Origin of the sequence: Dyella lipolytica, assembly GCF_030160075.1 — a bacterium.
Classification (GTDB): Bacteria; Pseudomonadota; Gammaproteobacteria; order Xanthomonadales; family Rhodanobacteraceae; genus Dyella_B; species Dyella_B lipolytica.
Map to the genome: position 1 here is coordinate 41,413 of NZ_BSNQ01000003.1, position 23,686 is coordinate 65,098.

The 23,686-nt window shown below is 61.0% G+C and carries 27 protein-coding genes and 1 riboswitch; of the genes, 9 read left to right on the top strand and 18 right to left on the bottom strand.

All coding sequences use genetic code 11. The annotated features are described in order from the left end of the window. Positions 1 to 14: 14 nt before the first annotated feature. The gene (locus tag QQL64_RS01645) at positions 15 to 503 is read left to right on the top strand and encodes an NUDIX hydrolase (protein ID WP_284395380.1); all 489 of its coding nucleotides are present in this window, start codon (positions 15 to 17) and stop codon (positions 501 to 503) included. Positions 504 to 514: 11 nt separating this feature from the next. On the opposite strand, the gene QQL64_RS01650 is transcribed toward QQL64_RS01645, so the two are convergent. The 7 genes from QQL64_RS01650 to parC form a co-directional block, all read right to left on the bottom strand. Then, positions 515 to 1,729: a beta-ketoacyl-[acyl-carrier-protein] synthase family protein gene (locus QQL64_RS01650; RefSeq protein WP_284395383.1), complete on the bottom strand. Its 1,215-nt coding sequence runs from the start codon at positions 1,727 to 1,729 to the stop codon at positions 515 to 517. A 4-nt stretch (positions 1,730 to 1,733) separates the two neighbouring features. After that, entirely contained in the window at positions 1,734 to 1,988 is a 255-nt protein-coding gene (locus QQL64_RS01655) for an acyl carrier protein (RefSeq protein ID WP_284395384.1), read from the bottom strand. A 114-nt stretch (positions 1,989 to 2,102) separates the two neighbouring features. Continuing rightward, positions 2,103 to 2,552, bottom strand: coding sequence for an EamA family transporter (locus QQL64_RS01660; RefSeq protein ID WP_284395387.1), 450 nt, complete (start codon positions 2,550 to 2,552; stop codon positions 2,103 to 2,105). Continuing rightward, complete coding sequence (locus tag QQL64_RS01665; protein WP_284395389.1) at positions 2,549 to 2,908, bottom strand: EamA family transporter; 360 nt, start codon at positions 2,906 to 2,908, stop codon at positions 2,549 to 2,551. The genes QQL64_RS01660 and QQL64_RS01665 overlap by 4 nt, the downstream gene beginning before the upstream one ends. A gap of 3 nt (positions 2,909 to 2,911) precedes the next feature. Further along, positions 2,912 to 3,751: an alpha/beta hydrolase gene (locus QQL64_RS01670; protein WP_284395391.1), complete on the bottom strand. Its 840-nt coding sequence runs from the start codon at positions 3,749 to 3,751 to the stop codon at positions 2,912 to 2,914. Positions 3,752 to 3,835: 84 nt separating this feature from the next. After that, entirely contained in the window at positions 3,836 to 4,324 is a 489-nt protein-coding gene (locus tag QQL64_RS01675) for a hypothetical protein (protein ID WP_284395393.1), read from the bottom strand. A gap of 100 nt (positions 4,325 to 4,424) precedes the next feature. Next, positions 4,425 to 6,665: a DNA topoisomerase IV subunit A gene (gene parC, locus QQL64_RS01680; protein WP_284395395.1), complete on the bottom strand. Its 2,241-nt coding sequence runs from the start codon at positions 6,663 to 6,665 to the stop codon at positions 4,425 to 4,427. A gap of 115 nt (positions 6,666 to 6,780) precedes the next feature. On the opposite strand from parC, the gene QQL64_RS01685 reads away from it, so the two are divergent. Continuing rightward, complete coding sequence (locus tag QQL64_RS01685) at positions 6,781 to 7,242, top strand: hypothetical protein (protein WP_284395397.1); 462 nt, start codon at positions 6,781 to 6,783, stop codon at positions 7,240 to 7,242. Positions 7,243 to 7,252: 10 nt separating this feature from the next. On the opposite strand, the gene QQL64_RS01690 is transcribed toward QQL64_RS01685, so the two are convergent. The 10 genes from QQL64_RS01690 to QQL64_RS01735 all read right to left on the bottom strand — a co-directional run bounded on the left by QQL64_RS01690 (position 7,253) and on the right by QQL64_RS01735 (position 14,394). After that, positions 7,253 to 8,128, bottom strand: coding sequence for a TraB/GumN family protein (locus QQL64_RS01690; protein WP_284395398.1), 876 nt, complete (start codon positions 8,126 to 8,128; stop codon positions 7,253 to 7,255). Positions 8,129 to 8,134: 6 nt separating this feature from the next. Further along, a complete protein-coding gene (gene cfa, locus QQL64_RS01695; protein ID WP_284395400.1) occupies positions 8,135 to 9,253 on the bottom strand; it encodes a cyclopropane fatty acyl phospholipid synthase in 1,119 nt (372 codons plus the stop codon). 5 nt (positions 9,254 to 9,258) lie between these two features. Further along, entirely contained in the window at positions 9,259 to 9,612 is a 354-nt protein-coding gene (locus QQL64_RS01700; protein ID WP_284395401.1) for a DUF190 domain-containing protein, read from the bottom strand. An 18-nt stretch (positions 9,613 to 9,630) separates the two neighbouring features. After that, positions 9,631 to 10,041 carry a fluoride efflux transporter CrcB gene (crcB, locus tag QQL64_RS01705; RefSeq protein ID WP_425603840.1) on the bottom strand — a complete coding sequence of 137 codons (411 nt, stop codon included), beginning with the start codon at positions 10,039 to 10,041 and terminating at the stop codon, positions 9,631 to 9,633. A gap of 44 nt (positions 10,042 to 10,085) precedes the next feature. Continuing rightward, positions 10,086 to 10,161, bottom strand: a riboswitch (Fluoride riboswitch). Between the two features lie 30 nt (positions 10,162 to 10,191). Beyond that, the gene (locus QQL64_RS01710) at positions 10,192 to 11,295 is read right to left on the bottom strand and encodes a glycosyltransferase family 9 protein (RefSeq protein WP_284395402.1); all 1,104 of its coding nucleotides are present in this window, start codon (positions 11,293 to 11,295) and stop codon (positions 10,192 to 10,194) included. Between the two features lie 31 nt (positions 11,296 to 11,326). Further along, positions 11,327 to 11,806, bottom strand: a complete 480-nt coding sequence (locus tag QQL64_RS01715) for a hypothetical protein (RefSeq protein ID WP_284395404.1) — start codon at positions 11,804 to 11,806, stop codon at positions 11,327 to 11,329. 45 nt (positions 11,807 to 11,851) lie between these two features. Beyond that, a complete protein-coding gene (gene minE, locus QQL64_RS01720) occupies positions 11,852 to 12,127 on the bottom strand; it encodes a cell division topological specificity factor MinE (protein ID WP_284395405.1) in 276 nt (91 codons plus the stop codon). 5 nt (positions 12,128 to 12,132) lie between these two features. Continuing rightward, the gene (minD, locus tag QQL64_RS01725; RefSeq protein ID WP_284395406.1) at positions 12,133 to 12,948 is read right to left on the bottom strand and encodes a septum site-determining protein MinD; all 816 of its coding nucleotides are present in this window, start codon (positions 12,946 to 12,948) and stop codon (positions 12,133 to 12,135) included. 46 nt (positions 12,949 to 12,994) lie between these two features. Next, the gene (gene minC, locus QQL64_RS01730) at positions 12,995 to 13,774 is read right to left on the bottom strand and encodes a septum site-determining protein MinC (protein ID WP_284395409.1); all 780 of its coding nucleotides are present in this window, start codon (positions 13,772 to 13,774) and stop codon (positions 12,995 to 12,997) included. Next, a complete protein-coding gene (locus QQL64_RS01735; protein WP_284395411.1) occupies positions 13,771 to 14,394 on the bottom strand; it encodes a GNAT family N-acetyltransferase in 624 nt (207 codons plus the stop codon). The genes minC and QQL64_RS01735 overlap by 4 nt, the downstream gene beginning before the upstream one ends. A gap of 240 nt (positions 14,395 to 14,634) precedes the next feature. On the opposite strand from QQL64_RS01735, the gene QQL64_RS01740 reads away from it, so the two are divergent. From QQL64_RS01740 to QQL64_RS01770, 7 genes are all read left to right on the top strand, one after another. Further along, a complete protein-coding gene (locus QQL64_RS01740) occupies positions 14,635 to 15,858 on the top strand; it encodes a sensor histidine kinase (protein ID WP_284399589.1) in 1,224 nt (407 codons plus the stop codon). Between the two features lie 73 nt (positions 15,859 to 15,931). After that, positions 15,932 to 16,573: a response regulator gene (locus QQL64_RS01745; RefSeq protein WP_284395412.1), complete on the top strand. Its 642-nt coding sequence runs from the start codon at positions 15,932 to 15,934 to the stop codon at positions 16,571 to 16,573. A gap of 225 nt (positions 16,574 to 16,798) precedes the next feature. Next, on the top strand, positions 16,799 to 18,172 hold the full coding sequence (locus QQL64_RS01750; RefSeq protein WP_284395414.1) for an SRPBCC family protein: 1,374 nt from the start codon (positions 16,799 to 16,801) through the stop codon (positions 18,170 to 18,172). Between the two features lie 170 nt (positions 18,173 to 18,342). After that, complete coding sequence (locus QQL64_RS01755) at positions 18,343 to 19,281, top strand: ABC transporter ATP-binding protein (RefSeq protein WP_284399592.1); 939 nt, start codon at positions 18,343 to 18,345, stop codon at positions 19,279 to 19,281. Beyond that, positions 19,278 to 20,012 carry an ABC transporter permease subunit gene (locus QQL64_RS01760; RefSeq protein WP_284395416.1) on the top strand — a complete coding sequence of 245 codons (735 nt, stop codon included), beginning with the start codon at positions 19,278 to 19,280 and terminating at the stop codon, positions 20,010 to 20,012. Before QQL64_RS01755 ends, QQL64_RS01760 begins: the two co-directional genes overlap by 4 nt. Before the next feature lie 3 nt (positions 20,013 to 20,015). Beyond that, positions 20,016 to 21,938: a GldG family protein gene (locus QQL64_RS01765; RefSeq protein WP_284395417.1), complete on the top strand. Its 1,923-nt coding sequence runs from the start codon at positions 20,016 to 20,018 to the stop codon at positions 21,936 to 21,938. A gap of 94 nt (positions 21,939 to 22,032) precedes the next feature. Further along, positions 22,033 to 22,905: a cytochrome c oxidase assembly protein gene (locus QQL64_RS01770; protein WP_284395419.1), complete on the top strand. Its 873-nt coding sequence runs from the start codon at positions 22,033 to 22,035 to the stop codon at positions 22,903 to 22,905. Here the strand turns inward: QQL64_RS01770 and QQL64_RS01775 are convergent. Beyond that, on the bottom strand, positions 22,902 to 23,672 hold the full coding sequence (locus QQL64_RS01775) for a metallophosphoesterase (protein WP_284395420.1): 771 nt from the start codon (positions 23,670 to 23,672) through the stop codon (positions 22,902 to 22,904). The genes QQL64_RS01770 and QQL64_RS01775 overlap by 4 nt on opposite strands. Positions 23,673 to 23,686: the final 14 nt, after the last annotated feature.

A 23,686-nucleotide genomic window follows, 5' to 3' on the forward strand; every position in this document is an offset into this window, starting at 1 on the left:
TTGTGCGCTGCCTCATGCCTTACACGCCCATCGTTGCCACGCTTGGTTATGTACTCTCGCCGGATCGGCGCAAGGTCTTGATGATTCACCGCAATGCGCGGCCGGACGATCAGCACCTGGGCAAATACAACGGGCTCGGCGGCAAAATGGAGCCGGGCGAAGATATTGCCGAATGCATGCGCCGCGAGATTCGCGAAGAGGCGGGCATCGAATGTGAAACCATGCACCTGCGAGGCACGCTCAACTGGCCCGGCTTCGGCAAACAGGGTGAAGACTGGCTGGGCTTCATCTTCATCATCGATACTTTCAACGGCGAGCCATACACGCAGAACCCCGAAGGTACTCTGGAATGGGTCGACGTCGACCGGATCATGGAACTGCCAATGTGGGAAGGCGATCGCCACTTCCTGCCGCTAGTCTTCGACCGCGATCCACGACCGTTTCACGGCGTGATGCCATACAAGGACGGCCGGATGCATTCGTGGTCGTTTACGCGGTTGTAAGAAGCCAGGCTCTAAGGTGCTTTGCGCACCGCCACCACGGCATTGAGCCCGCCGAACGCGAACGAATTGTTCAACGCCGCGCGTACTGACATGTGGCGTGCTTCGTGCGGCACGTAATCGAGATCGCAGGCCGGATCGGGACCGAGATAATTCAGCGTCGCCGGTACAATGCCGTGGCGTAACGCACCGATCACGGCGATCAACTCCAGTGCACCCGCCGCACCCAAGGCGTGACCATGCATCGGTTTGGTTGATGAAATCGCCAGCTGAGGTGCGCGCTCACCAAACACTTTGTGGATGGCGCGGGTTTCGGTGCTGTCGTTGGCGACGGTACCCGTGCCGTGTGCATTGATGTAGTCGATGTCGGAGGGTTGCATGCCAGCATCCTGCAGCGCCGCATTCATCGCTGAGGCCGCGCCGACATCGGATGGTGCAGCGATATCGCCGGCATCGGCGCTCATGCCCACGCCGGCCAGTTCGGCAAGAATGGTGGCGCCGCGTGCTTGCGCACTTTCCAGCGTTTCCAATACGAACATCGCCGAACCTTCGCCCAGCACGAGGCCGCGCCGGTTGGCGCTGAAAGGGCGGCAGGTGTCGGGTGCCAGCACGCGCATCGCTTCCCATGCGCGCATCAAGCCGAGTGTGATGCAGGCTTCGGCACCGCCCACGACAGCGGCGTCGACGAGACCGGCGCGTATCATCAATGCTGCCTGAGCGAAGGCGTGGTTGGACGACGCACAGGCGCTGGCAATCGCGAAGGTCGGGCCGGTAATACCGTGCGCCATGCTGATCTGGCTGGCCGGCGCGTTGGTCATGATGCGCACGATGCCCAGCGGATGGAAGCGACCGGCGTGTTCGCCGTAGAGCTTCTGGTAGAGACCCTCGCGGGTTTCCTCGCCGCCGACGCCCACACCGACCAGCACGGCGGTGCGCGTAGCGCGTTCGTTCCGGAAATTCAGGCCGGATTGGCGGATCGCCTCATTCGCCGCAACCAGGGCGTATTGGCTCAGCGGATCAAGAAACGGCAGGCGCGCTTCATCGATATAGGCGCGCGGTTCGAAATCGGTGACCTCGGCAGCAATAGGATCGCTGCGGAGCGAGCTGGTATCGAAGTGACGAATAGGGCCTATACCGCTGCGGCCTTCGGTCATGGCTTGCCAGATGTCGCTGGCGTTGTGGCCGAGCGTGCAGATGCCGCCCATGCCGGTGATCACGATGCGACGCATGAATTCAGCCGTTGCCGGATTTCTGTGCAATCTGCCGCTCGACGGCCGCGACCAGATGACCGACCGTACCGGCTTCGAAATCCGTGTCCTCGTTGGGCAAGTTGATATTGAAATGTTCTTCGATATCGAAGATCACTTCGATGGCATCCAGCGAAGCAACGCCAAGATCCTTGAGCGTGGACTCGGTCTTGATCGTGGCCACGTCGATCTTGGCCTGCTTGGCGATGATCTCGAAGACTTCTTGTTGCACGTTGCTCATGTATCGCTCCCCGGTGGGTCCTCGCCACAAGCGTGACGAAGAGCCTGCGTATTGTCCAGAAGGATGTGGCCGTCATTTATTACCAAACTGATGAGTATGTCTGTTGTCGCGTACTCAATCTCCGGCGACGACACCCAACGCACCCTTGGCTTCAGTAGGCGCATCGTGTTCCGGGTGTGCGCCGCTTTCGGCAAAGGCCAGGCACATGATGCCGAGCAGGATGACTGCAACTCCAAACAGTCGCGTGGTCGTCAGCGCTTCGTGAAACAGCCAGGCCGAAGCGAGCATCACGCTGACCACGTCCAGATGCGTGGCGGCGAAAGCCGGTCCGATCGGCGCATGCTTGAGCAGGCTCATCCAGGTGAAGAAGTTGCCGACGTAGCCGATCAGCGCGATGTAGATCCAAGGATGACCGAAGATACGCACCACCCAGGCCCAGTTTGCTTCGGGTGGAAACGCATGCTCGCCGGCGCATTTGAAGCTCAGCTGCACGATGGTGTCGAAGGCCAGCAGCAAGGCGAAGCCGGACAGATAGAAGCGCCAGGTGCGCGCACGCGTGTTCATCCGCCCATCCCCACGATGGCCACGCCGGCGCTAACCAGCAGGATGCCGGTAACGCGCAGCGGCGTCAGTTTTTCGCGAAACAACAGGCGGCCGGCGATCATGATCGCCACGATGTTGATCGAAGCCAGCAGCACGCCTTGCGACAGGTCCACCAAGGAAAGAAAGGCGATCCAGGACAGCAGATGCACGACATACGCGAGGATGCCCAGCCATATCCACGGCCGGCTTGCCATGTAGCGCCAGCGCGCTACACCGTCGCCTGCGCGCGGATCGCTGGCGGCGGCCTTGAAGGCAAGCTGGCCACCGGTGTCGAGCGTCACGTTGACCAGCCACAGCGTGGCGACGAGAGGAGACACGTTTTACGCCACGGCGCGCGCGCTGGGCGTGCAGCTCGAAGCAATCTTCGAGAAAAATTCGGCGGAGCGATGGATCAGGGTACGACGCTCGCGATCGATGGTGATCATGTGATAGCTATCTTCGAGCAGCAGCATGTCCACCGGGCCGGAGACCGAACGTGCGACGAGATAGGCATTCTCCACGCTGGCGACATCGTCTTCGGTGGCATGGGCGATCAGACAGGGCGCCGTCACCTTGGGCAACTCGCGCCGCACGGTCGCCGCCATGGCGCCCATTTCCGCCAGCGAAGGCCAGGGGTTGCCCGGCAGTCCGGCCGCGGTGCTGTCGCCGGACAACATCAGATTGCTGATCTGCGCGCGCAGACGCTCGTCGCGCAAGCCGTAGGGTTCGTTCTCATGGGTCATGCGGTTCCTGCAAAATCCCAACCGCAGAATCAAAGGAAGCAGGAACGAGAGCCTACTAACCCGCGGTATGGCCCAACCGTCATAGCGGAACGTAGCGCCGTAGACACCTACGCCGCGCACCCACTCGGGGCGCTCCGCCGCGAGCTTGAGCGCGAGGATGGCGCCCATCGACAGGCCGGCCACGAACAGGTGATCGACTTCATGGCGAAACTTTTCCGCCGCGGCTTCCACGCTGGCGTACCAATCCTTCCAGCCGGTGGCAAGCAGATCCGGCACATCGCCGCAGTGACCGGCCAGCTGCATGCCGTAGACGCTGAAGCCGGCGTTGTTCAGACCCTTGCCGACCAGGCGCATCTCGGTGGGAGTGCCAGTCAGTCCATGGATCAGCAGGACGCCACAACGGCCGCCTTCGAAGCGGAACTCAACATTTTGAATCACAGAAAGGATCTCTACCGCAGGCGGACATGCGTGGTTATCCCGACAGTGTGTGGGGAGAGGCTTTCCAGGTGCTTTCGGGTCGGATCAGTGCCCGTTAAAGCCGCCGAAGCGGCTAACCCCGATAGAAATGCCCAGGGTACCCGTGGGGTGATCGCAGCTGCCCGTGTTCTGGGTCACGCTGACCACGCCCGATTGGTAGCTGCCGGTGCCGATGTGGCTGCCGCTGACCACGCCCACGCCGACATCGCCATGAACCTGTGCTTTGTTGTAGGTGGAGTCATCGCATGGCGGCAAGGCGGTTTGGTCGCCACCCCGGGCGCCGCTGGTATCACCGTAATAGACGCCTGGAGCGGGGCTGGTGGATGGGCGAGCGCCGTTGATAGTCACGGCGCTAGGGTTGGGCTGGCTCGTGGACGCGTGGGCCGGCTGGGCCGCGGTGGAGCTTGGGGCCGGCGTACCGCTACCGCTGCTGGGAGGCAGCTTGAGGTTCAGCGGCTGCTGACTGGCCGTTTGCGCCCACGCAGCAGTAACCAGCAGGCTTGCAGCCAGGGCAGTGATGGCGCGTCTGTTCATGGGTGCTCCGGGGTTCACAACGCACATAACGCACGGCAAGGGCCTGCCGTGCACATGTCCATTGGACGACTTGCGGTCCGGTGAAGTTCCTTTCAAGCCGTTAGGCGGTGGTTTCGATCCGCTCCACGCGACGCAGACCGCGAGGCAACAAACCACCACGCGTAGCACGGGTGCCGCCGTATTCGACCAGATCAGACCACTTCAGCGTCAGCTTGCGCTGCCCGGCGAACAGGGTGACTTCGCCCTTGCCCTCGGTGACGACGGCAACACCGGCCACACGTTCGTCGCCGCTGCTCAGCTTTGCCTTCGGAATTTCGATCAGCTTGTTGCCCTTGCCTTTGTCGAGCTCGGGCAATTCGGCCACCGAGAACATCAGCAGATGGCCTTCGGTGGTGACGACCACGATGCGGTCGCGTGCCGGATCGGCGCTGACTTGCGGTGCCAGCACACGCGAGTCGTCGCTCAGGCTGATGATCTGCTTGCCGGCTTTGTTGCGTCCGGTGAGCGCCTCGAAGCGAGTGACGAAGCCGTAGCCGAAATCGGTGGCCAGCACCAGACGCGTGTCGTTGTCGCCCGCGGTAATGGCGTCGAAATGCGCACCGGCCGGCAGCGTGAAGCGACCGGTCAACGGCTCACCGTTGCCGCGCGCCGAGGGCAGGGTATGCGCCGGTGTGGAATAGCTGCGGCCCGTGGAGTCGATCACCGCAATTTGCTGTGTGGTGCGCGTTTTCACCACGGCAAGCAGACTGTCGCCTTCACGGTATGAGAGACCTTCCGCGTCGATATCGTGCCCCTTGGCGGCGCGGATCCAACCTTTCTGGCTCAATACCGCGGTGACCGGCTCGCTAACGACCAGCGCGCTTTCGTCCAGCGCTTGCGCGGCTTCGCGCTGCACCAGCGGTGAGCGGCGGTCGTCGCCGTATTTGGCGGCGTCGGCGCGCAGCTCTTCCTTGATCAGGCCTTTGAGTTTGGTCGGCGATTTCAGCAGTACGTTGATCTTTGCGCGTTCTTCCTCGAGCTGGTCACGCTCGGCGTTGATCTTCATTTCCTCGAGGCGGGCCAGTTGGCGCAGCTTGGTTTCGAGGATGTAGTCGGTTTGTTCTTCGCTAAGCTTGAAGCGCGCCATCAGCACAGGCTTGGGCTCGTCCTCGGTGCGGACGATGCGGATCACCTCGTCGAGATTGAGGTAGGCGATACGCAAGCCTTCCAGCAAGTGCAGCCGGCGTTCTACCTTGGCGAGGCGGTGATTGAGTCGGCGCGTCACCGTGTCGATGCGGAAGCCCAGCCACTCGGTGAGGATGCGCTTGAGATTCTTCACCTGCGGCCGGCCATCCAGGCCGATCATGTTGAGATTGACGCGGAAGCTCTTTTCCAGATCCGTGGTGGCGAACAAGTGCTGCATCATCTCGTCCGCATCGACGCGGTTCGAGCGCGGCACGATCACCAGGCGGATCGGGTTTTCGTGATCGGATTCGTCGCGCAGGTCTTCGATCATCGGCAATTTCTTCGCGCGCATTTGTGCGGCGATTTGCTCGAGGATCTTCGACGGGCTGACCTGGTGCGGCAGCGCGGTGATGACGATATTGCTGTCTTCGCGCTGGTAGATAGCGCGTGCGCGGATGGAACCGACGCCGTTCTCGTACATGGCGCGCAGTTCGCTACGCGGCGTGATGATTTCTGCCTCGGTCGGATAGTCCGGGCCGCGCACGTGTTCGCAAAGATCGGCGAGGGTGGCGTCCGGATCTTCCAGCAGCCGGATGCAGGCACTGACGATCTCGCGCAGGTTGTGCGGCGGGATATCGGTGGCCATGCCTACCGCGATGCCCATCGAGCCGTTGAGCAGCACGTGCGGCACGCGCGAAGGCAGCCAGCTGGGTTCTTCCAGCGTGCCGTCGAAGTTCGGCACCCAGTCCGCCGTGCCCTGGCCCAGCTCGCCCAGCAGCACATCGGCGATCGGGTTGAGCTTGGACTCGGTGTAGCGCATCGCCGCGAAGCTCTTCGGGTCGTCCGGCGAACCGAAGTTGCCCTGGCCGTCGATCAGCGGATAACGGTACGAGAACGGCTGCGCCATCAGCACCATCGCCTCGTAACAGGCGCTGTCGCCGTGAGGATGGAATTTACCGATCACGTCGCCGACGGTGCGGGCGGACTTTTTCGGCTTGGCGCTGGCGGCCAGGCCCAGCTCGCTCATCGCGTAGATGATGCGTCGCTGCACCGGCTTCAGGCCGTCACCCACGAAGGGCAGGGCGCGGTCCAGTACCACGTACATCGAATAGTCGAGATACGCCCGCTCGGCGTATTCCTTGAGCGGGATTTGTTCGTAGTTGGCTTGCAGATTCATGGGGATGTCGTTCTTGGGGCGCGAGAGGGCGCCATAGCAGAGGGATGGTGCCAGATGCCGAGCGCCTTAGGCTAGAATGCCCGCGGCGCAAGCATTCTTAAGCGAGTGGGAACCCATGCAATTTCAACGCAAAGTCGCAGTTGCGATGGCTTGCCTTCTGATTGGCGGGTGCGCGCTAGTCGCGGGCAGACATCCCATTCGCGGTTATTCGGATAAGAATCACCCGTCATCGGATACCGCCATTGTCGCTTGCGCTGAACAAGCCGATTACATCTGCGGCATCACCGGTGTCGACGACACGAGCACCTGGACCCGATACGACGGTGGCAAGACCCCATGGGTGCGCGTGCTGCCTGGCAATCGGGTGGTCAAGCTCACGCTGTCGAACTCGCACATCATCAATCGCCCGTGGGTGAAAATCGATGGTGTGCAGGCTGGGCATGTCTATCGCGTCGATGTCGCCTTCAATGGCACGGCGCTGACGGCCATGTATACGGATCTCGGCAAGATGGATTCGTATACGATCCACATCAAGCGTTTGCCGCTGTCGCCCAAACCGGTTACCGCGCACTTCTGACGGTGGCGGATCAATCCTGTTGCACGGTGATGCCTAGTTTGGCCAGCTGCGCCTGCACGCTGTCGGGGCCGGCGAGATGCGCCGCACCGACGGCAACGAACACCGTGACGCCGGGTTGTTTCAGCATGTCCTTGATCTTGCCGGCCCAGTTGGCGTTCCGCTGGACAATCAGCTCCTGGTAAAGCGCGGGCTCGCGTGTTTTCAGTTCATCGTTTTCGAGCTTGGCAATGGCCGCGACATTGCCCTGCTTCCAGGCATCGATCAGTGACAGCAATTCGGCGGTGTCCTTGTCTACATCGCGCAGCGTGTCGCGTAGGAAGGCAAGTTGAATAGGCGAAGGCAGATCGGCGAGAAATTGGATCTGCTGTTCCGCAGTTTCGAGCCCACGCACGGGCTTCCCCGCGTTGGTCATCTGCGTTTTCAGCTGTTTGTCTACACCTTCGGCAGGATCGAGGCCGGCTTTCAACAATGGCGCGACAGACAGCGTAAGGGCGGCCAGCCACGGCTTCATCGGTTGCAGTGTCGCAGCGCCGCCTGGTAATCCGGCCAGTTGTGCCGCCTTGGTCAAGGCTGCGTTATCGCCTTCGCTCAGTTGCGTGGAAAGCGGATGTTCTGTGTCGAGTCCGTAACGCAGCACTAGCGGAGTCACGCTGGCCTGGTCATCGTCCGTAAGCTCGATATAGAGCGCCTGGCTTTGCGCAAGCGCCTGCTTCAGCGCAGGGAAACGCCAGTCAGTGTCGTTCGGCAGCAGATGCACGGTGCCGAACAGATAGACCGTGCTGCTGTTGCTTTGTACCTGCCATAGAGCGGGATGTGCGAAGGCGTTGTCGCACAGCAGAAAAAGCAGCGATAACAGGAATACGGCAAAGCGTCGTTGTTTATGCATGATGGCTCAGCGAGGAACGCGATAGCCGCCGGCCACGCCGTGCGGACTGAGAGTGATTTGCCAGAGCTGATCGCGCCGGCTGCGGAAGACGGCGGCGGACACCGCCAGATAGAAACGCCACATGCGGTGGAAACGTTCGTCGTAGCGCTCGGAAAGCGTCGGCCACGCCGCTTCGAAATTCGCACGCCACGCGGTCAAGGTGCGATCGTAGTCGGCGCCGAAATTGTGCCAGTCCTCGACCACGAACAAGCCTTCCAGCGTCGCCGCCACTTGACTGGCTGCAGGAATCATCGAGTTCGGAAAGATGTACTTCTCGATCCACGGATCGGGACGCCCAGGCGCGTGATTGGTGCCAATACTGTGCTGCAGAAACAATCCATCGTCTTTCAGGCAGCGGCGTGCGACTTCAAAATATTCCCGGTAATTTTTTCCGCCGACATGCTCGAACATGCCGATCGACATGATGGCGTCGAACGGCTCGTCGAGTTCTCGGTAGTCCTGCAACCGGATCTCGATCGGCAAACCCTTGCACAGTTCGCGTGCCAGTGCGGCCTGTTCGTGCGAGACGGTGATGCCGACGCCGCTCGCGCCATAACGTTCCGCCGCGAACTTCAACGCTTCGCCCCAGCCGCAGCCGATGTCGAGCACGCGCATGCCGGGTTTCAGCTGCAACTTGCGGCAGATCAGGTCGAGCTTCGCCTCCTGTGCATCGTCAAGGTTGGTTGCCTGCGCCCAGTAGCCGCAGGAATACACCATGTATTTGCCCAGCATGGCCTTGAACAGATCATTGCCCAGGTCGTAGTGCACCTTGCCGATCTCGAAAGCGTGCTCGCCGCGCTGCATGTTGAAGAAGCGCGCCTTGAGATGCGCGATCAGCGTGTCCAACGTCTTGAGGTGATCATCCAAATGGCTGCGAAGGACTCGTGTGAAGAAGCCGGCGAGATCATCGGCATCCCACCAGCCATCCATATACGCCTCGCCCAGTCCAAGCGAGCCGTGCGCGAAAACGCGCGAATAGAGTTGCTCGTCGTGAACACGAATATCCGTGGCATCCGAACCGTCGATATGCACGCCAGCAGTTTTCAGCAATTCGGCAGCGCGCTGCTGCAATGAATCCTGACTCATCCGTCTCAATCCTTGCCCAATATGCCGAAGTGTACCGGCGACCATGCGTAGACCAGTTCAACACCCGCTTCGCGTACCAATCGCAGCAGGCTCTGCGCGTTGGCGTTGCTCAGCAAAAACTCGATCTTCTGCGGAAGGTCGTCGGCAAGTTCGAAAAAAGCTTCGTGATGCAGCACACCGTGCCGGCCGAAGCCGGCCGTGGCGCGAAATACCGAGCCGCCGCCTAGCTTGTGCCGTTTGGCCAGTTCCAGCAGCCATTCCGAAACCAGCAGACCGTCGTGCCGGGCGTGCACATGCGTGTAGAAGCGCAGGAAGATGCCGTTGGTCGCGTTGTTGTCGAACGGGGTTTCGTTGCTCATGACGATGCCGACTCCGGTTCAGTGGCGCAGCAGGCCGCGTGTCAGGAAGATACCGAGAATAGTCATGGCGAGACTGCCGAAAAGATGGACAGCCACATGTGTGCCGAACCACAGATATTGTCCGCGCAAAAGCAACGTATCAGCCTCGGCGGAGAAGGTCGAAAAGGTGGTCAGCCCCCCGAGAAAGCCGGTCATGATGAAAAGTCGCATCTCCGGCGGAAGCGCCTGGAAGTGTTCGAAGACACCCATCATGCAACCCATCACCAGGCCGCCGCTGAGATTCGCTGCAAGCGTGCCCATGGGCAGGGTTGGAAAGATCGGGTTGAGCATCACGCCGAGTATCCAGCGCAACCAGCACCCCAAGGCGCCACCCAGACCGACTGCGAAGAATCCGCTCATGCTCACGTTGTGTTGTCTCCTGATTGCCATGGACCTATTCCACGGCAACAGGCACGCCTGCGCCGCCGGAATCCGGTGGTGCAGGCATCATCAACCTTTCGGTGGTTCGTTCCCGTAAGGAACGGGAGGCATGCCATCTCCCACATGACCGGCATGCTAGCCGATGCTGGTAGGGTCAGGTCAAATGCTGGTGCCGGAGGTGAGTTCGGGCATGGCTGCGATGGCGCGTGCAACATCTTCAGGCGCGGTGCCATATGCTGCAATGACATGACGGCCGGGGCCGTAGGGTCCCCACTCGGCGGAGCTGGTGGCGGTGAAGATACCCATCGTCGGTACGTCGGATGCGCACGCCAAATGCATGATCCCGCAATCGGCGCTGATATAGACGGCCAAACTCGAGAGCACGCCAGCGAGTTTTCTTAAATCGCTGGAATAGTAGGCGGGATAGTTCGAGCTGAGCATCGATTCGCCGGATGCAGGAATGATCTCCACGATCCGATGTTCCGGATGCAGCGTCTCCAGCACCTGGATGAAGCGCGTCCACCACGCTTCGCCGAGCAGCTTGGGTCCGGTGGCATTGGCAAAGATGCCAATGACGCCGCGACCTTGGGAGGTTATGCCTTGCGCAGCGAGCGAGCGGGTCAGCGCGGCGCGGCCTTGTTCGCGTTCACCGGCGTTGAGGCGGATATCAGGCACTGGATAATCGGCGCCGGTATCGCGCCCCATCGCGCTGCGCAGCAGGTAGACCGGGCGGCGCCCCTTGCTCTCCAGATTGTCCGGCAACGGCACCGCGTGGGTGATTTCGCCGTGCTTTTTCGGGCTGCTGAAACCCAGCGTGTAAGTCGAGTTCGACAGCAACATCAATAGGCGGCCGGTCTGGGACAACGGATCGGCATCGATCGCCAGGTCGTAGCGAATTTTGCGCATGCGCCGCAAGGTGCCGAAGAATTGCAGCGGATGTCCCACGCCATGCGCCGGCAGACGGAAGATGCGCTGCACGCTGAAGAATCGGCCGTACACATCGTTTGCGATCGGGCTGCGCGTGAGGATGTCGATTTCCGCAGCTGGATAGATCTTTTCCAGTTCTGACAGCAAGGGCGTCAGCAGCAGCGTGTTGCCGAGGCTGTGGCTGATATGGCAAACCAGGATGCGATAAATGCCCTTGGCCGGAAGCGGCTCCGAGCTCGGCTGACCGTGGCTACCGAAAACCATATGCATCAGCCGGCGCGCCACGCGGCGGCGCAGGTCGTTGATGGGATCGTAGTAACGCGTGTTCTTGAGCACAGGTGGCTTCGCGACAAATGGGCGACGGCGACTATACCGGTTCGTCGCCCGGCGTAAGCAAGCCGTGCGCAATCAGCCATGCCTGAGCGTTGCCCGCATCGTGCTCGAACCATGCGCGGGTCGAACCGAGCCGAAAGGAATAACCCCAGGCGTCCATGTCTGCCATCAGGCGTTCGCGACCCACGCCGACCAGCGTACCGGCGAGCACGATCTGCAGGTAGCAGACGGCGTCTTCTTCCTCGATCGAATCGGTGGCGTCGGTATGGACGTCCGCACGGCGTTCCGGTGGCAGCACGATCAGGTGCCCGGCTTCATGCAATAGCGAGTGGACGGGCGTGTCGCCGCGGGCGTAAACCGTTTGGCCGATGATGCCGGCCTCTTCCTCTCCCCAGAAACTGCCGGGGATATCCGCGCCATCGGCCACCCGCACCAGGCTCAAACCGTAGTGAGCGAGCAGGGATTCGATAGCGGCGTGGTCACTATCCGCGAAGCGAAGGATGGCGGCGGTCATCAAGCTCCCTCTCCCCTCTTGGGAGAGGGGCCAGGAACGACGGCGTCAGGTCGCGGCGCTGCCGGCCGGCTTGCCGTCGGGCAGGGCGACCGATAGCTCCAATATTTCGTGACCGCTGTCGCGTTCGACGTTGATGTTGATCGCTTCAAGATCGACATTCACGTATTTCTTGATCACTTCGAGCAATTCATTGCGCAGCAGCGGCAGGTAATCGGGTGCGCCCCGGGTGGAGCGCTCCTGCGCGACGATGATGCGTAGACGCTCTTTCGCGACGACGGCAGTCGGTTCCGGCTTGCGCTTGAGGAAATCGAGGATACCCATCGCGGTCAACCTCCGAATACGCGCTGGAAGAAGCCCTTCTTGGGTGCGTCGAGAAAGCGCATCGGGCGGGTTTCGCCGAGGATACGGGCCACGGTGTCGCGATAGGCCTGCCCGGCGAGCGAGTTTTCGTCCAGGATCACCGGCACGCCCGAGTTGGAGGCGGCAAGTACGTTTTCCGACTCCGGAATCACGCCCACGACATTGATGCCGAGGATTTCTTCCACGTCTTTCACGCTGAGCATTTCGCCCTGCTCGACGCGCGCGGGGTTGTAGCGGGTCAGAAGCAAGTGCTGGGTGATGGCGCCGTCGCCGCGTTCGGCGCGTCGCGTCTTGCTGGCCAGCAGGCCCAGGATGCGGTCCGAATCACGCACCGAGGAAACTTCCGGATTCACTACGACCACCGCGTGATCGGCGAAGTACATTGCCAGGTGCGCGCCCTTTTCGATGCCGGCCGGCGAGTCGCAGATGACGTACTCGAACTCTTCCTTGGACAGATCGTCGAGCACTTTCTCCACGCCTTCCTGCGTCAGTGCGTCTTTGTCGCGCGTCTGGCTGGCGGCGAGTACATAGAGATTGTCGTAGCGCTTGTCCTTGATCAGCGACTGCTTGATCGTGGCCTCGCCGTTCACAACATTGACGAAGTCGTACACCACTCGCCGTTCGCAGCCCATGATCAGGTCGAGATTGCGCAGGCCGACGTCGAAGTCGATAACCGCCACCTTCTTGCCGGACATGGCCAGGCCGGTGGCGAGTGATGCGCTGGTGGTGGTCTTGCCGACTCCGCCCTTGCCGGACGTTACAACGATAATCTCAGCACTCAAGGCTTCATCTCCGCTAGTGTTCTTCTAGTCTTGGTCATTATGTAATTCAAAGCCGCGCGATCAGCAGCTTGTCGCCTTCGAGCCAGCATTGCACAGACTGGCCCTCCAGGTCTTTGGGAATCTGTTCGAACACCCGGTAATGACCGGCGATGGCAACGAGTTCGGCACGGAAGTCCGAGACAAAGATACGTGCCTTCACATCGCCTTGCGCACCGGCCATGGCGCGGCCTTTCAGGCCACCATAGATATGGATGCTGCCGTCGGCGATCACTTCCGCCGCGTTGGCGATGGTCCCTGTCACCACGAGATCCCGGTCGCGTGCATAAATCTGTTGGCCCGAGCGCACCGTGCCATCGTGATGCTGCGCACCGGTAATGCCTGTCGACGGAGCAAGCACGGGTTCGCGCACAGGTGCAGGCGCCGGCTTTGGCTCGGCTGCTGGCGTGGCGCTTGGCGTGAGCGGCGCGATGCTGCCGCCATCGGCGGGCTCGTAGGCCGCGCGGAACTTGGCGATCAACGGCAAGCCCATACGTTGCGCCAGCGCTTCGGTCGCGCTGGTGCCGTAAGCGAGGCCCACTGGCAGCATGCCAGCGCTGCGCACGGCCTCCAGCAGTGCGTCCACGATACCGTCATCAGGCAGATTGATCAGATGGCTTAGATCAAGGACGACCGCCGCACGCGAGAACAGCTGCGGGGCAGCACGCACGCGGCGTTCCAGCTCCTCGCACAGAGCCGCCGCATCGGGCCGTCGTACGCGCACGCAGGCAATACCAACCTGCCCGAAGCGCAGGTCACAAGCGTCGGAAGCATCCATTTTTGCATTCATGAGCGCCGCTCTCCGGCGAGGCGGCGCGATGTGGAGTGATGATCGGCTAAGTGAGGTTTGCGGCCAGCCAGCCAAGGCAGGTCGGGCAGGCCGCCGTGTTCCAGATAGGTGTCGCGCACAAAGGCGTAGCTGGGCAGATCCTTGGCCAGCAGGCTCACCTGCGGACCGTGTTCGCCCATGCGCTGCTGACCGACTTCCTGAAAGCCGTAGGTGCCGTGGAACAGCACGACCACATCGTCGCAGGGCTCCAGAAACACTTCGCAGGTCAGTAGCGGCACACGCACTTCGGCGAAGCTGTTCACGTCGCAATAGAAGATGCGGCCCAGGCCATGCCGGCGATAGGCATTGGCGATGACGATACGGTCGATGTAGACGAAAGACGGGTAGTGCTCGCTGAACCACCGGTAGTTGGGGCTGGCGTAGTCGCTGCCATCGCGCAGGGCGATCAGGAAACCGGCAAGTTGGCCGTCGATCTCGGCTACCCGGAAGTAATCGGCGTGGTCGTAGAAGTAGCGCAACTGCACCGCATCCAGGACCAGAATGGAACGACCGGCGGTGTTGTTGAGTGCCAGTACGGCGTCCAGGTCGTGCTCGCGCACGTCGCGGATGGCAAGGGCCATTCGTTGCTCCGCAGTGAGTGGTGGCTAGATTGAGACCGACTGACGGCCCAGCTCGAGGCGCATTATGGCATGTGCCATCAGGCGGTACATCCCGTATTGCGGCATGTAAAAGCTTTGTAAAGCCGGAGGTTGAGGGCCAGGATCAGGCGTAACGAACGGAGCGGCCGCTTCTGCAGATATTTGGAAAGGGATGACTTCCCGCGCATTACACGGCATCGGCGCGGGCCTATCATGCGTGGCATGGCGATGACCAATTTCAATCACATCCGGCTGTTGCGCATCACGGGGCTGATCGCCTACTTGTGCGACGGCACGCCGTTGTTCACCACCTGGGCGACCGAGCGGCTGGATTTGCTGCACCGGCCCAATTTTGCCCTGTTGCTGTTTACGCTTTTCTATCTGGTCTTTGGCGTGCTGTATCTGCTGGTGACCAACAACCTAGGGTCGCGCACCCACGTCGGCGCCCGCCTGTTCGGCCTGCTGCTGATGACTGCAGCAGCGCTGATCGTGGGCTGGTACAGCCATAGCGGGCTCTCGGCCATTCTGATGGTGGTGGTGTCGGTGGTGTTGCCGTGGCTGGTGCCGTTCTGGATCGGCGTGGCGTGGATGGTGCTGCAGACGTTATGCCTTGCCGTGGTGTTCGCTACGTTCCCAGAGCTGAAGTACAGCATTACGCTGGCGCTGTTGCAGGCGATCATCTACACGGCTTACGCGCTGCTCGGCTTCGTGGCATCGACCGTCGCCAGCCAGCAAGCCGATGAGCGCGAGGTGCAGCGGCGACTGAATTCCGAGCTGCGAGCCACGCGCGCGTTGCTTGCCGAATCGACGCGCATTGCCGAACGCATGCGCATTGCGCGCGAACTGCACGATCTGATCGGTCACCATCTCACCGCGCTCAGCCTCAATCTTGAGGTGGCCAGCCATCTCAGCAACGAAGCGGCTTCCGTGCACGTGCGCAAGGCGCAGAGCACCGCGCGTCTGTTGCTGGCCGACGTGCGAGAAGCCGTCAGCGAGTTGCGACAGGACGACGCAATCGACCTCACCCAAGCCTTGCAGAGCCTGATTGACGGCGTGCCCAGCTTGCGGGTGCACTTGGCCATTCCACCCCGCTTCAGCGTGGAAGATCCGCGCCGGGCGCAGGTGCTGCTGCGCTGCGTGCAGGAGATCATCACCAATACGGCAAAACACGCCGGCGCGCGCAACCTATGGCTGAGCTTTACCTATAACGACGAAAACCTGCTGAGCCTGAATGCGCGCGACGACGGTCGCGGCACGACCGCTATCCTGCCTGGCAACGGCCTGTCCGGTATGCGCGAGCGGCTGGCCGAGTTCGGCGGCGACGTGTCGATGAACAGCGGGGTGGGGCAGGGTTTCATCCTCGACGTATGTTTGCCTTTGGGCGAACCTTCCGTGTTGGCGCATACCCCGTCACGTTTCGAGCCACCCGCTTTGAGCCTCACATGATGGCCTGCAAGAATGCTTTGTTCGTTGTACGCATGTGGCCTGCGATGAGCCACTCACGCTGCGAGGATCCGCAATGATTTCCGTTTGTCTCGTCGACGACCAGAACCTGGTTCGCCAGGGTGTGCGTTCCCTGCTTGATCTGGCCGAGGACATCCGTGTCGTGGCCGAATGTGCCGACGGCGTACAGGCTGTGCAGGATATTCCGCGGATCAAGCCGGACGTCGTATTGCTGGATCTACGCATGCCCAACATGAGCGGCCTCGAGGTGTTGCAGGCGCTCTCGGCGCGCAACGAACTGCCGCCGACCATCATCCTGACTACCTTCGATGACGACCAGCTCGTGCTGCAGGGCCTGAAGGCCGGTGCGCGCGGTTATCTGCTCAAAGATGTGTCGCTGGAGCAGCTGGTGGAAGCCGTGCGCACCGTCTCAAGCGGCGGCTCGCTCGTGGCGCCGATGGTGACCCAGCGTCTATTGGCGGGCGTTGGACGCATCCATAACCAGTTCACCAGCCTGGAGCAGCCCGATCCGCTGACCGAGCGCGAGACCGAGATCCTACGCCTGCTGTCCGGCGGTTATAGCAATAAGGAAATTGCCAATTCGCTGAAGGTGGCGGAGGGCACCGTGAAAAATCACGTGTCCAACATCCTCTCCAAGCTCGGTGTGCGCGATCGCACCCGGGCCGTTCTCAAGGCGCTGGAATTGGGCATCGTCTAGCAACTATCCGTTTCGTGCAGCTGATTCGGGAATGCTGCGCAGCAGCGTGGCCGCGGGGTTCCGCGGCCCGTAGCGTTCCTGCCCGCGAGCAAGTACCATCGGCAGCTTAGGCGCCGGCCGAACCCCCGTCTGATGCGGTTTCCCCGAAGGGAAAGCCATCCCTGACGGTCTAGTTCTGACCTGCGCTTTCTACTGCATTAGAGAGACGTCTCGGAGACCCCTGGAATGACGCGTGTTCTGGAATTCATCGTTGCCCTGATCATCGTCGCCGTCGTTGGCGTCGTGGTGGGCGTCATCATGCCTGGCAGCGGCCACGTTGAGCGCTCGTTGGTGGTTAGCAAAGATCTGCGCCAGGTCTATGACGTGGTGGCCAATTTCCGTACCTTCCCCGATTACGGCGTGCTGCGCGCGTACGATCCGAAGACCCAGTACACCATCTCCGGCAACGCCTATGGCCCCGGTTCCGAGATCAGCTGGAGCAGTGACGATCTCAAAGTCGGCACCGGCAAGCTGACCATCGCCAGCGCACAGCCGGAATTCGACAAGATCGATACCACGGTCAACAGCGCCCAGGTCATCTGGAACGTCGACAACGATTGGCGCGGTAGCGACAAACACTTCACGCTGGACCTGCTTCGCCAGGGCAACACCGGCAAGCTGACCAAGATCACCTGGTCGTATGACGTGAGCTACGGTTTCAACATCCTCGACCGTTACTCCAACATGTACATCCACGGCGCGCCGGATGCTTTCATCCAGTACAGCCTGAACAATCTGCAGAACGTGTTGGCGGGTGTACAGAACGTCGACTACAGCGCACTTGTTCCGTACATCGTGCAGACCAAGCCGACGCCTGTGTTGATCGTCTCCACCTCCATGAAGCGCAAGGATGGTCTGGATGGCCTGAACGAAGCGACTGACGCTGCGATCAAGCAAATCCAGGACGCCGCCAAGAAGCTGGGTGTGCACACCACCGGTGAGCGCATCATCTTCACCACCAACTACGGCGACCAGACCTACACCTTCGATGTGGCCGAGCCGATCGATTCTGGCAGCCTTACGGTGGCCGGCCAGAGCGTTCAGCTGACCGCTCCGACGCCGCCGGCGCTGGATAACGGTGCTCCGGCTTCGAGCAGCACCGCCGCTGCGCCGGCGAATGCCGACAACAATCAGCCCGGCAGCAAGGATCGTTATGGCCGCCTGATCATCGACAACAATGTGCGTGCGACTCTGGCGTTCGGTGGTCCGGCTCTGGAAGCACCGTGGAACGGTACCGCCGCCGGCGTGCCGCAGACCCGCGACATGCTCAAGGCATACGCTCAGACGCATGGTTACAAGTACGACGAAGTGACCAATCGCCTGTACGACATTCTGGCCCAGCCGGAAGTGAAGGACGCAAGCGGTGCGATCACCACGTACGCCCAGTACGCCGTGTACTTGCCGGTCAGCGATTCCGCCGACGGCGGTACGTTGCCGCAGCAGACACCTGATCAGCAGGCCGGCATCAAGCAGCCGGGCGTGATCAATGCAAACGGTCAACCGGCTTCGAGCAGTACTGCTCCTGCACCGGCCAGCACCAGCGCCGCGCCGGCCCACTAAGCAGCAGGCTTGCATCGATATCCAAAGCCCTCCCTTCGGGGAGGGCTTTTTTTATGTCCGTATGTGATGCAGTCAGTTGCCGTGCTCGGCGAACTTTGCCCCGTGCTTGCGGTACATTGCCATGCGAACCGCGCAGCATCGTGCGCGAGCAGGGCTTTACACCACCAGACATGATCGAAACCGACAAGCTCACCAAGCGCTATGGCTATCTGACTGCGGTGGATGCGCTTAGCATCTACGCCGAACCCGGCCAGGTACTCGGCCTGCTGGGTCCCAACGGTGCCGGCAAGACCACGGCGATGCGCATGATTGCCGGCTTCCTGGCTCCCACCGCTGGCACCGCGCGCGTCTGTGGTCACGATGTGCGCAAGGAGCCGCTCAAAGCCAAGCGCGCACTCGGCTACCTGCCCGAAGGCGCACCGAGCTATGGCGAAATGACGGTGCGCGAATTTCTAGTGTTCATCATGCGCATGCGCGGATTGCGCTCTGACGTCGGCCGGCGCCGCTTCGACGAAGTCGTTAGCCATTTGCAGCTGGAAGGTGCGCTGAATGTCAGCGTCGATACCTTGTCCAAGGGGTTACGCAGACGTGTCGGTCTGGCGCAAGCCATCCTGCACGATCCGCCGGTGCTGATGCTCGACGAACCCACCGACGGCCTCGATCCCAACCAGAAACACACCGTACGCCAGCTGATCGACGCGATGGCGCGAGAGCGCACCATTCTGATTTCCACGCATCTGCTTGAGGAGGTGCACGCGCTGTGCAATCGCGTGGTGATCATTGCAGGCGGACGATTGCGGGCGGATGCGACACCCGCAGAGCTGGAAGCACGCTCGCGCTATCACGGCGCGGTGTCGTTCAGCGCCGCCGGCAGCGGGATTTCGCAAGAAATGCTCGGGCGATTGCCGCAAGTCGCCGGGATCGAAGTGGATCCCCTGGATGGTCGCGTCACGGTTTTCCCCATGCCTGGCGAGCGGATCCTGGAGCCGGTGGAAACACTGCTGCGGCAGCAGGGTTTGGAAGTATCCGAGATCCAGCTGGAGCGCGGACGTCTGGATGAGGTGTTTCGTCAGATCACTTTGGGCGCGGAAGCGGAGGTGTCGTCATGAGCACCACGATGGCCGTGATGCGTCGCGAGCTGCGCAGCTACTTCGTGACGCCCGTTGCTTACGTATTTCTGGTGATCTTTCTGGTGCTGTCGAGCATCCTGACTTTCTATGTCGGCGATTTCTACGACCGCGGCATCGCCGATCTGCAGCCGTTTTTCGCGATGCATCCCTGGCTTTATCTGATCTTGGTGCCTGCAGTGTCGATGCGTATGTGGGCCGAAGAAGCCAAGTCGGGAACCCTGGAACTGTTGATGACATTGCCCGTGACCCTGTGGCAGGCCATGCTCGGCAAATTTCTGGCGGCATGGTTTTTCGTGGGGCTCGCGCTGCTACTGACCTTTCCGATCTGGATTACCGTCAACTATCTCGGCTCACCGGACAACGGCATCATCATCGCCGGCTACATCGGCAGCTGGCTGATGGCGGGTGCTTTCCTTGCCATTGGCGCCTGCCTGTCCACGCTCACCAGCAGTCAGGTCGTGGCATTCATTCTCACCGCCGTGGTGTGCGTGCTGCTGATACTGGCCGGTCAATCGCAAGTGCTGGATTTCTTCCAGGGCGCGTTGCCGCGCAAGTTGGTGAACGGCGTCGCTCACTTGTCTATGTTGCGACATTACGAGGCGATCGCACGCGGTGTGCTGGATGTACGCGACTTGTTGTATTTCGTGCTCACCATCGCCGCATGGCTGACCGCCGGTGTACTGGTGCTCGATCTGAAGCGGAGCCACTGAATCATGGCTCATTCGTTCTTGCGCCGCCGCACCCTTCTGCTCAGTGCGTTGATCGTGCTGATCGTGTCTTATGGCGCCATCACACTAGTTGCCAGCCGCTGGCTCGTGCCGGAGCGATTCGACCTCACCGCGGATGGTCTCTACACGCTCTCGCCGGGAACCCGGCAGATCATCGACAGCGCACACCGTCCGCTTTGGCTCACGCTGTATTTCTCCCAGCATGCCACCCGCGATCTGCCGCAGCTGCGCAGTTACGAGCAACGCGTCAATGAAATGCTGCAGGAGATGGTCGCTCGTTCGCACGGGCGCATCCACCTGCAGGTCGTCGATCCGGTGCCTTATTCCGACGACGAAGCGAGCGCTGAGGGCAACGGCTTGACGCCGATAAACGGCGGCACCAATGGCGAGCGTATTTTTTTCGGCGTGGTCGGAACCACACGTCCGCCGTCGGGCGGGGACACGGCATTGGATCTGATGGCCGACCTGCCGGACGATACCAATGGAAAGCCTGTCGATCGCACACTGCCCATTCCGTTCTTCGATCCGCTTCGGGAGACTTTCCTCGAATACGATATTGCCAAGCTGCTGTATCAGCTGAGCGAGCCGGAAAAGCCGCATATCGGCGTGATCAGCAGTCTTCCCGTCATGGGTGATCCCGTACAGGGCACGCAGCCGTGGACGGTGATGCGTCAGTTGCAGCAGCTGTTCGATGTGGAAATGCTTGATCAGGGCAAACTCAAGCGCATCGACAAGAGCATCGAGGTCTTGCTGCTGATCCATCCCAAGAACATGCCGACCGATGCGCAATATGCGCTGGATCAGTACGTGCTTGGCGGAGGGCATCTTGCGGTTTTCGTCGACCCCTTCGCGGAGTCCGATCCGACGCCCCTGCTGGATGATGTAACGAGCGCCACGAATAACCATAGCTCCAATCTGCCGCGCCTATTTGCTGATTGGGGTGTTGCCTACAATCCCGACCAGATTGTGCTGGACCGCGCACGTGCGCTGCAGATCGAACTCGCCGGCGCGAACCTTGCTCATCCGGCGATGCTCGGTTTGGGGGCGCAGGAACTCAATCGCGACGATGTCGTGACTGCCAGTTTGCAGCGCATCAACGTTTCCTCGGCCGGTCATTTCGATCTTCTGCCCAATGCGGATACTCGATTGGTGCCGCTGTTACAGAGCAGTGCCGATGCCGAGGTCGTACCGACCCAGCGCGTCGTCGAGGCGAGCAACAATCCTTCCAGTTTGCTGCAGAACTATCAGCCACAAAATCAGAACTACGTGATTGCGGCGCGTTTGCGCGGTCCGTTCGTCAGCGCCTTTCCGGAACTGGCCAAGCGGCCGGGTCACCTGGCGGCATCGCCAAACAATGCCGAAGTGATTCTGGTTGCTGATACCGATCTGTTGACTGACCGTCTATGGGTGGAGACCCAGTCGTTCCTGGGTCAGCCCATGTTCACTGCATTCGCCGACAACGGCGAGTTCATCACTAATCTGGTTGATAACCTCAGCGGTTCTTCAGCGTTACTTTCCATCCGCAGCCGCTCCAGCTCGCAGCGTCCGTTTACCCGCGTACTGGCGCTGCAGCGCGCCGCCGACCGAAAGTTTCTGCAGAAGAAGCAGGAGCTGGAAAGCGAACTAGCCGACACCAAACAACGACTCGGTGAACTGCAGCCGGCAAAGGGCGCGAGCGAGGCGTCGACCAGTACGGAACAGAAGCACGAGATCGAGCAGTTCTTGCAGCGCGAGCTGGAAATAAGCAAAGAATTGCGCAATGTGCAGCACCAGCTCAATGCCGAGATCGATGCCTTGGGAACGCGGCTCAAGGTAATCAATATCGTGCTGCTGCCGATGATGATCACCCTATTAGGTTTGTTGTATGGCTGGCGCCGCACGCGGCGCAACCGGCGCCAGCGCACGTGAAGGTGGCAATATGTCGCAATACGCGGCCACCGGACGGAATATGCCGTGATTTAAGCTGGACTATGGCCGTCGATGGGCGGTGTAGGTCGGGTCGATGATAGCTGGCTTGCTGAAATGGATCGTTCCCTGGGAATTCTCGTGGGTGTTTCTCGCGACGTTCCTGGGCGCCTGCGTGCTGTACTGGCGCGGCAGTCGCACGTTGCACGTCAGTACTGGACGTCGCTTGGCGTTCTGGGTGGGCATGGCGATTGTCTATCTGAGCTTGCAAACGTATTTCGATTTCTACGCCGAGCATGAATTCTTCATGCATCGCATCCAGCAATTGCTGCTGCATCACATTGCGCCCTTGGTGATCATGGCGTCCTATCCCGGCTCGGTATTGCGAGCGGGGGTGCCGCTAAGCTGGCGCGTTCATCTCTTGCGTCCCGCATGGCGCTCATGGCCGTGGCGCGTGGTGAGAGCGGTGCTGCTCAATCCGGTGGTGGCGACCATCCTGTTCGTGGCGTTCGTCCTGATCTGGCTGGTGCCGTCGATGCAGACCATGGCGATGCTCGATTGGCGGATCTATCGCTTCATGAACTGGTCGATGATCGTTAGCGGGTTCGTCTACTGGTGGCTGGTGCTCGATCATCGACCACGCCCGCCAGGGCGCATGATTCCCGGCCTACGGGTGCTATCGCCGGGGATCACCATGGCGCCGCAGATTCTGGCAGGCGCCATCATTACGTTTTCCAAGGCCGATCTTTATCCGATCTTCGAGATCTGCGGTCGCGCCTTCAATTTCAACGTATTCACCGGTCAGTTGATCGGCGGCATCATCATTTGGGTGCCGGCGGCGACCATCGAGACCATCGGTGGTTTGTTGGCGATGCGGCAATGGCTGCGGCTCTCGCGCAGTGGCCGTATTCGGCGTCAGGCGCGCACATCGCAAACGCTGATCGATACCGCAGCTGCTGGCGGCTCTTAGGGTACCGTGTGGATGTGGACAAGCCGGCGCCCCGTAAAGTGCGCTTCCGCCGGATAACCGAACGCATTGTTGATGTAGGTAACACCGTCCAGCGTGATATGCCGATTCACGTGGCTATGCCCGTAGACATGCATGCTGGATCCCAGCTGCCGTATTTGCGTTTCCAAAATGGTCGTGCCTAGGACCGGATAGATCTTGCGGTGCCGGCTGGGGATACGATCCGGCATAAGATCGATGCGCGGTAAAAAGTGCGAGAAGGTGATGACCTTGCTTGCCCCTTCCAGCTCCGGCGACGACGCGTCGGGATTGCGTTCGGTGAAAAAGCGCGTCACGGCCGCATCGTCGTAGCCATCCGGCCATCGGCAGGCGCGGTAGTCAACCCAGGCGCTTTTGAGAAAACCATCGGGCTCGCCGAACGAGTAGTCGTACCAGCCAAGCAACGGCACGATGGCCAGATCATCGTGACGAAATGGCGTCATGCGAACGCCGTATTGGGTTGCGGTTTCGCGCACGGCCGCGAATTTTTCGAATGAGTCGCGCAACCCATCGGTAGAAATCCATAAATCGTGATTGCCGGGCACGTAAAGCACGGACGCGAAACGTCGCATCAGTGTGTTGAAGCCTTCTGCCAGAAGAGGGAGCTTGTCGGAGATATCCCCGGCAAGTATCAGGACATCCCCGCGGTACTCACGCAGAGACAGCTGCTCCAGCCACTCGCGATTTGGCGCATAGTCCAGATGCAGATCAGAGACGGCAAATACACGCATCAACGGTCTGCCTT

Excerpts from the sequence above, each read along its gene's own strand:
- QQL64_RS01645 (WP_284395380.1), top strand. The coding sequence starts at position 15 with ATGCCTTACACGCCCATCGTTGCCACGCTTGGTTATGTACTCTCGCCG.
- QQL64_RS01650 (WP_284395383.1), bottom strand. The coding sequence starts at position 1,729 with ATGCGTCGCATCGTGATCACCGGCATGGGCGGCATCTGCACGCTCGGC.
- QQL64_RS01655 (WP_284395384.1), bottom strand. The coding sequence starts at position 1,988 with ATGAGCAACGTGCAACAAGAAGTCTTCGAGATCATCGCCAAGCAGGCC.
- QQL64_RS01660 (WP_284395387.1), bottom strand. The coding sequence starts at position 2,552 with ATGAACACGCGTGCGCGCACCTGGCGCTTCTATCTGTCCGGCTTCGCC.
- QQL64_RS01675 (WP_284395393.1), bottom strand. The coding sequence starts at position 4,324 with ATGAACAGACGCGCCATCACTGCCCTGGCTGCAAGCCTGCTGGTTACT.
- parC (WP_284395395.1), bottom strand. The coding sequence starts at position 6,665 with ATGAATCTGCAAGCCAACTACGAACAAATCCCGCTCAAGGAATACGCC.
- QQL64_RS01685 (WP_284395397.1), top strand. The coding sequence starts at position 6,781 with ATGCAATTTCAACGCAAAGTCGCAGTTGCGATGGCTTGCCTTCTGATT.
- QQL64_RS01690 (WP_284395398.1), bottom strand. The coding sequence starts at position 8,128 with ATGCATAAACAACGACGCTTTGCCGTATTCCTGTTATCGCTGCTTTTT.
- cfa (WP_284395400.1), bottom strand. The coding sequence starts at position 9,253 with ATGAGTCAGGATTCATTGCAGCAGCGCGCTGCCGAATTGCTGAAAACT.
- QQL64_RS01700 (WP_284395401.1), bottom strand. The coding sequence starts at position 9,612 with ATGAGCAACGAAACCCCGTTCGACAACAACGCGACCAACGGCATCTTC.
- crcB (WP_425603840.1), bottom strand. The coding sequence starts at position 10,041 with ATGGCAATCAGGAGACAACACAACGTGAGCATGAGCGGATTCTTCGCA.
- QQL64_RS01715 (WP_284395404.1), bottom strand. The coding sequence starts at position 11,806 with ATGACCGCCGCCATCCTTCGCTTCGCGGATAGTGACCACGCCGCTATC.
- minE (WP_284395405.1), bottom strand. The coding sequence starts at position 12,127 with ATGGGTATCCTCGATTTCCTCAAGCGCAAGCCGGAACCGACTGCCGTC.
- minC (WP_284395409.1), bottom strand. The coding sequence starts at position 13,774 with ATGAATGCAAAAATGGATGCTTCCGACGCTTGTGACCTGCGCTTCGGG.
- QQL64_RS01735 (WP_284395411.1), bottom strand. The coding sequence starts at position 14,394 with ATGGCCCTTGCCATCCGCGACGTGCGCGAGCACGACCTGGACGCCGTA.
- QQL64_RS01740 (WP_284399589.1), top strand. The coding sequence starts at position 14,635 with ATGGCGATGACCAATTTCAATCACATCCGGCTGTTGCGCATCACGGGG.
- QQL64_RS01745 (WP_284395412.1), top strand. The coding sequence starts at position 15,932 with ATGATTTCCGTTTGTCTCGTCGACGACCAGAACCTGGTTCGCCAGGGT.
- QQL64_RS01750 (WP_284395414.1), top strand. The coding sequence starts at position 16,799 with ATGACGCGTGTTCTGGAATTCATCGTTGCCCTGATCATCGTCGCCGTC.
- QQL64_RS01755 (WP_284399592.1), top strand. The coding sequence starts at position 18,343 with ATGATCGAAACCGACAAGCTCACCAAGCGCTATGGCTATCTGACTGCG.
- QQL64_RS01760 (WP_284395416.1), top strand. The coding sequence starts at position 19,278 with ATGAGCACCACGATGGCCGTGATGCGTCGCGAGCTGCGCAGCTACTTC.
- QQL64_RS01765 (WP_284395417.1), top strand. The coding sequence starts at position 20,016 with ATGGCTCATTCGTTCTTGCGCCGCCGCACCCTTCTGCTCAGTGCGTTG.
- QQL64_RS01770 (WP_284395419.1), top strand. The coding sequence starts at position 22,033 with ATGATAGCTGGCTTGCTGAAATGGATCGTTCCCTGGGAATTCTCGTGG.
- QQL64_RS01775 (WP_284395420.1), bottom strand. The coding sequence starts at position 23,672 with ATGCGTGTATTTGCCGTCTCTGATCTGCATCTGGACTATGCGCCAAAT.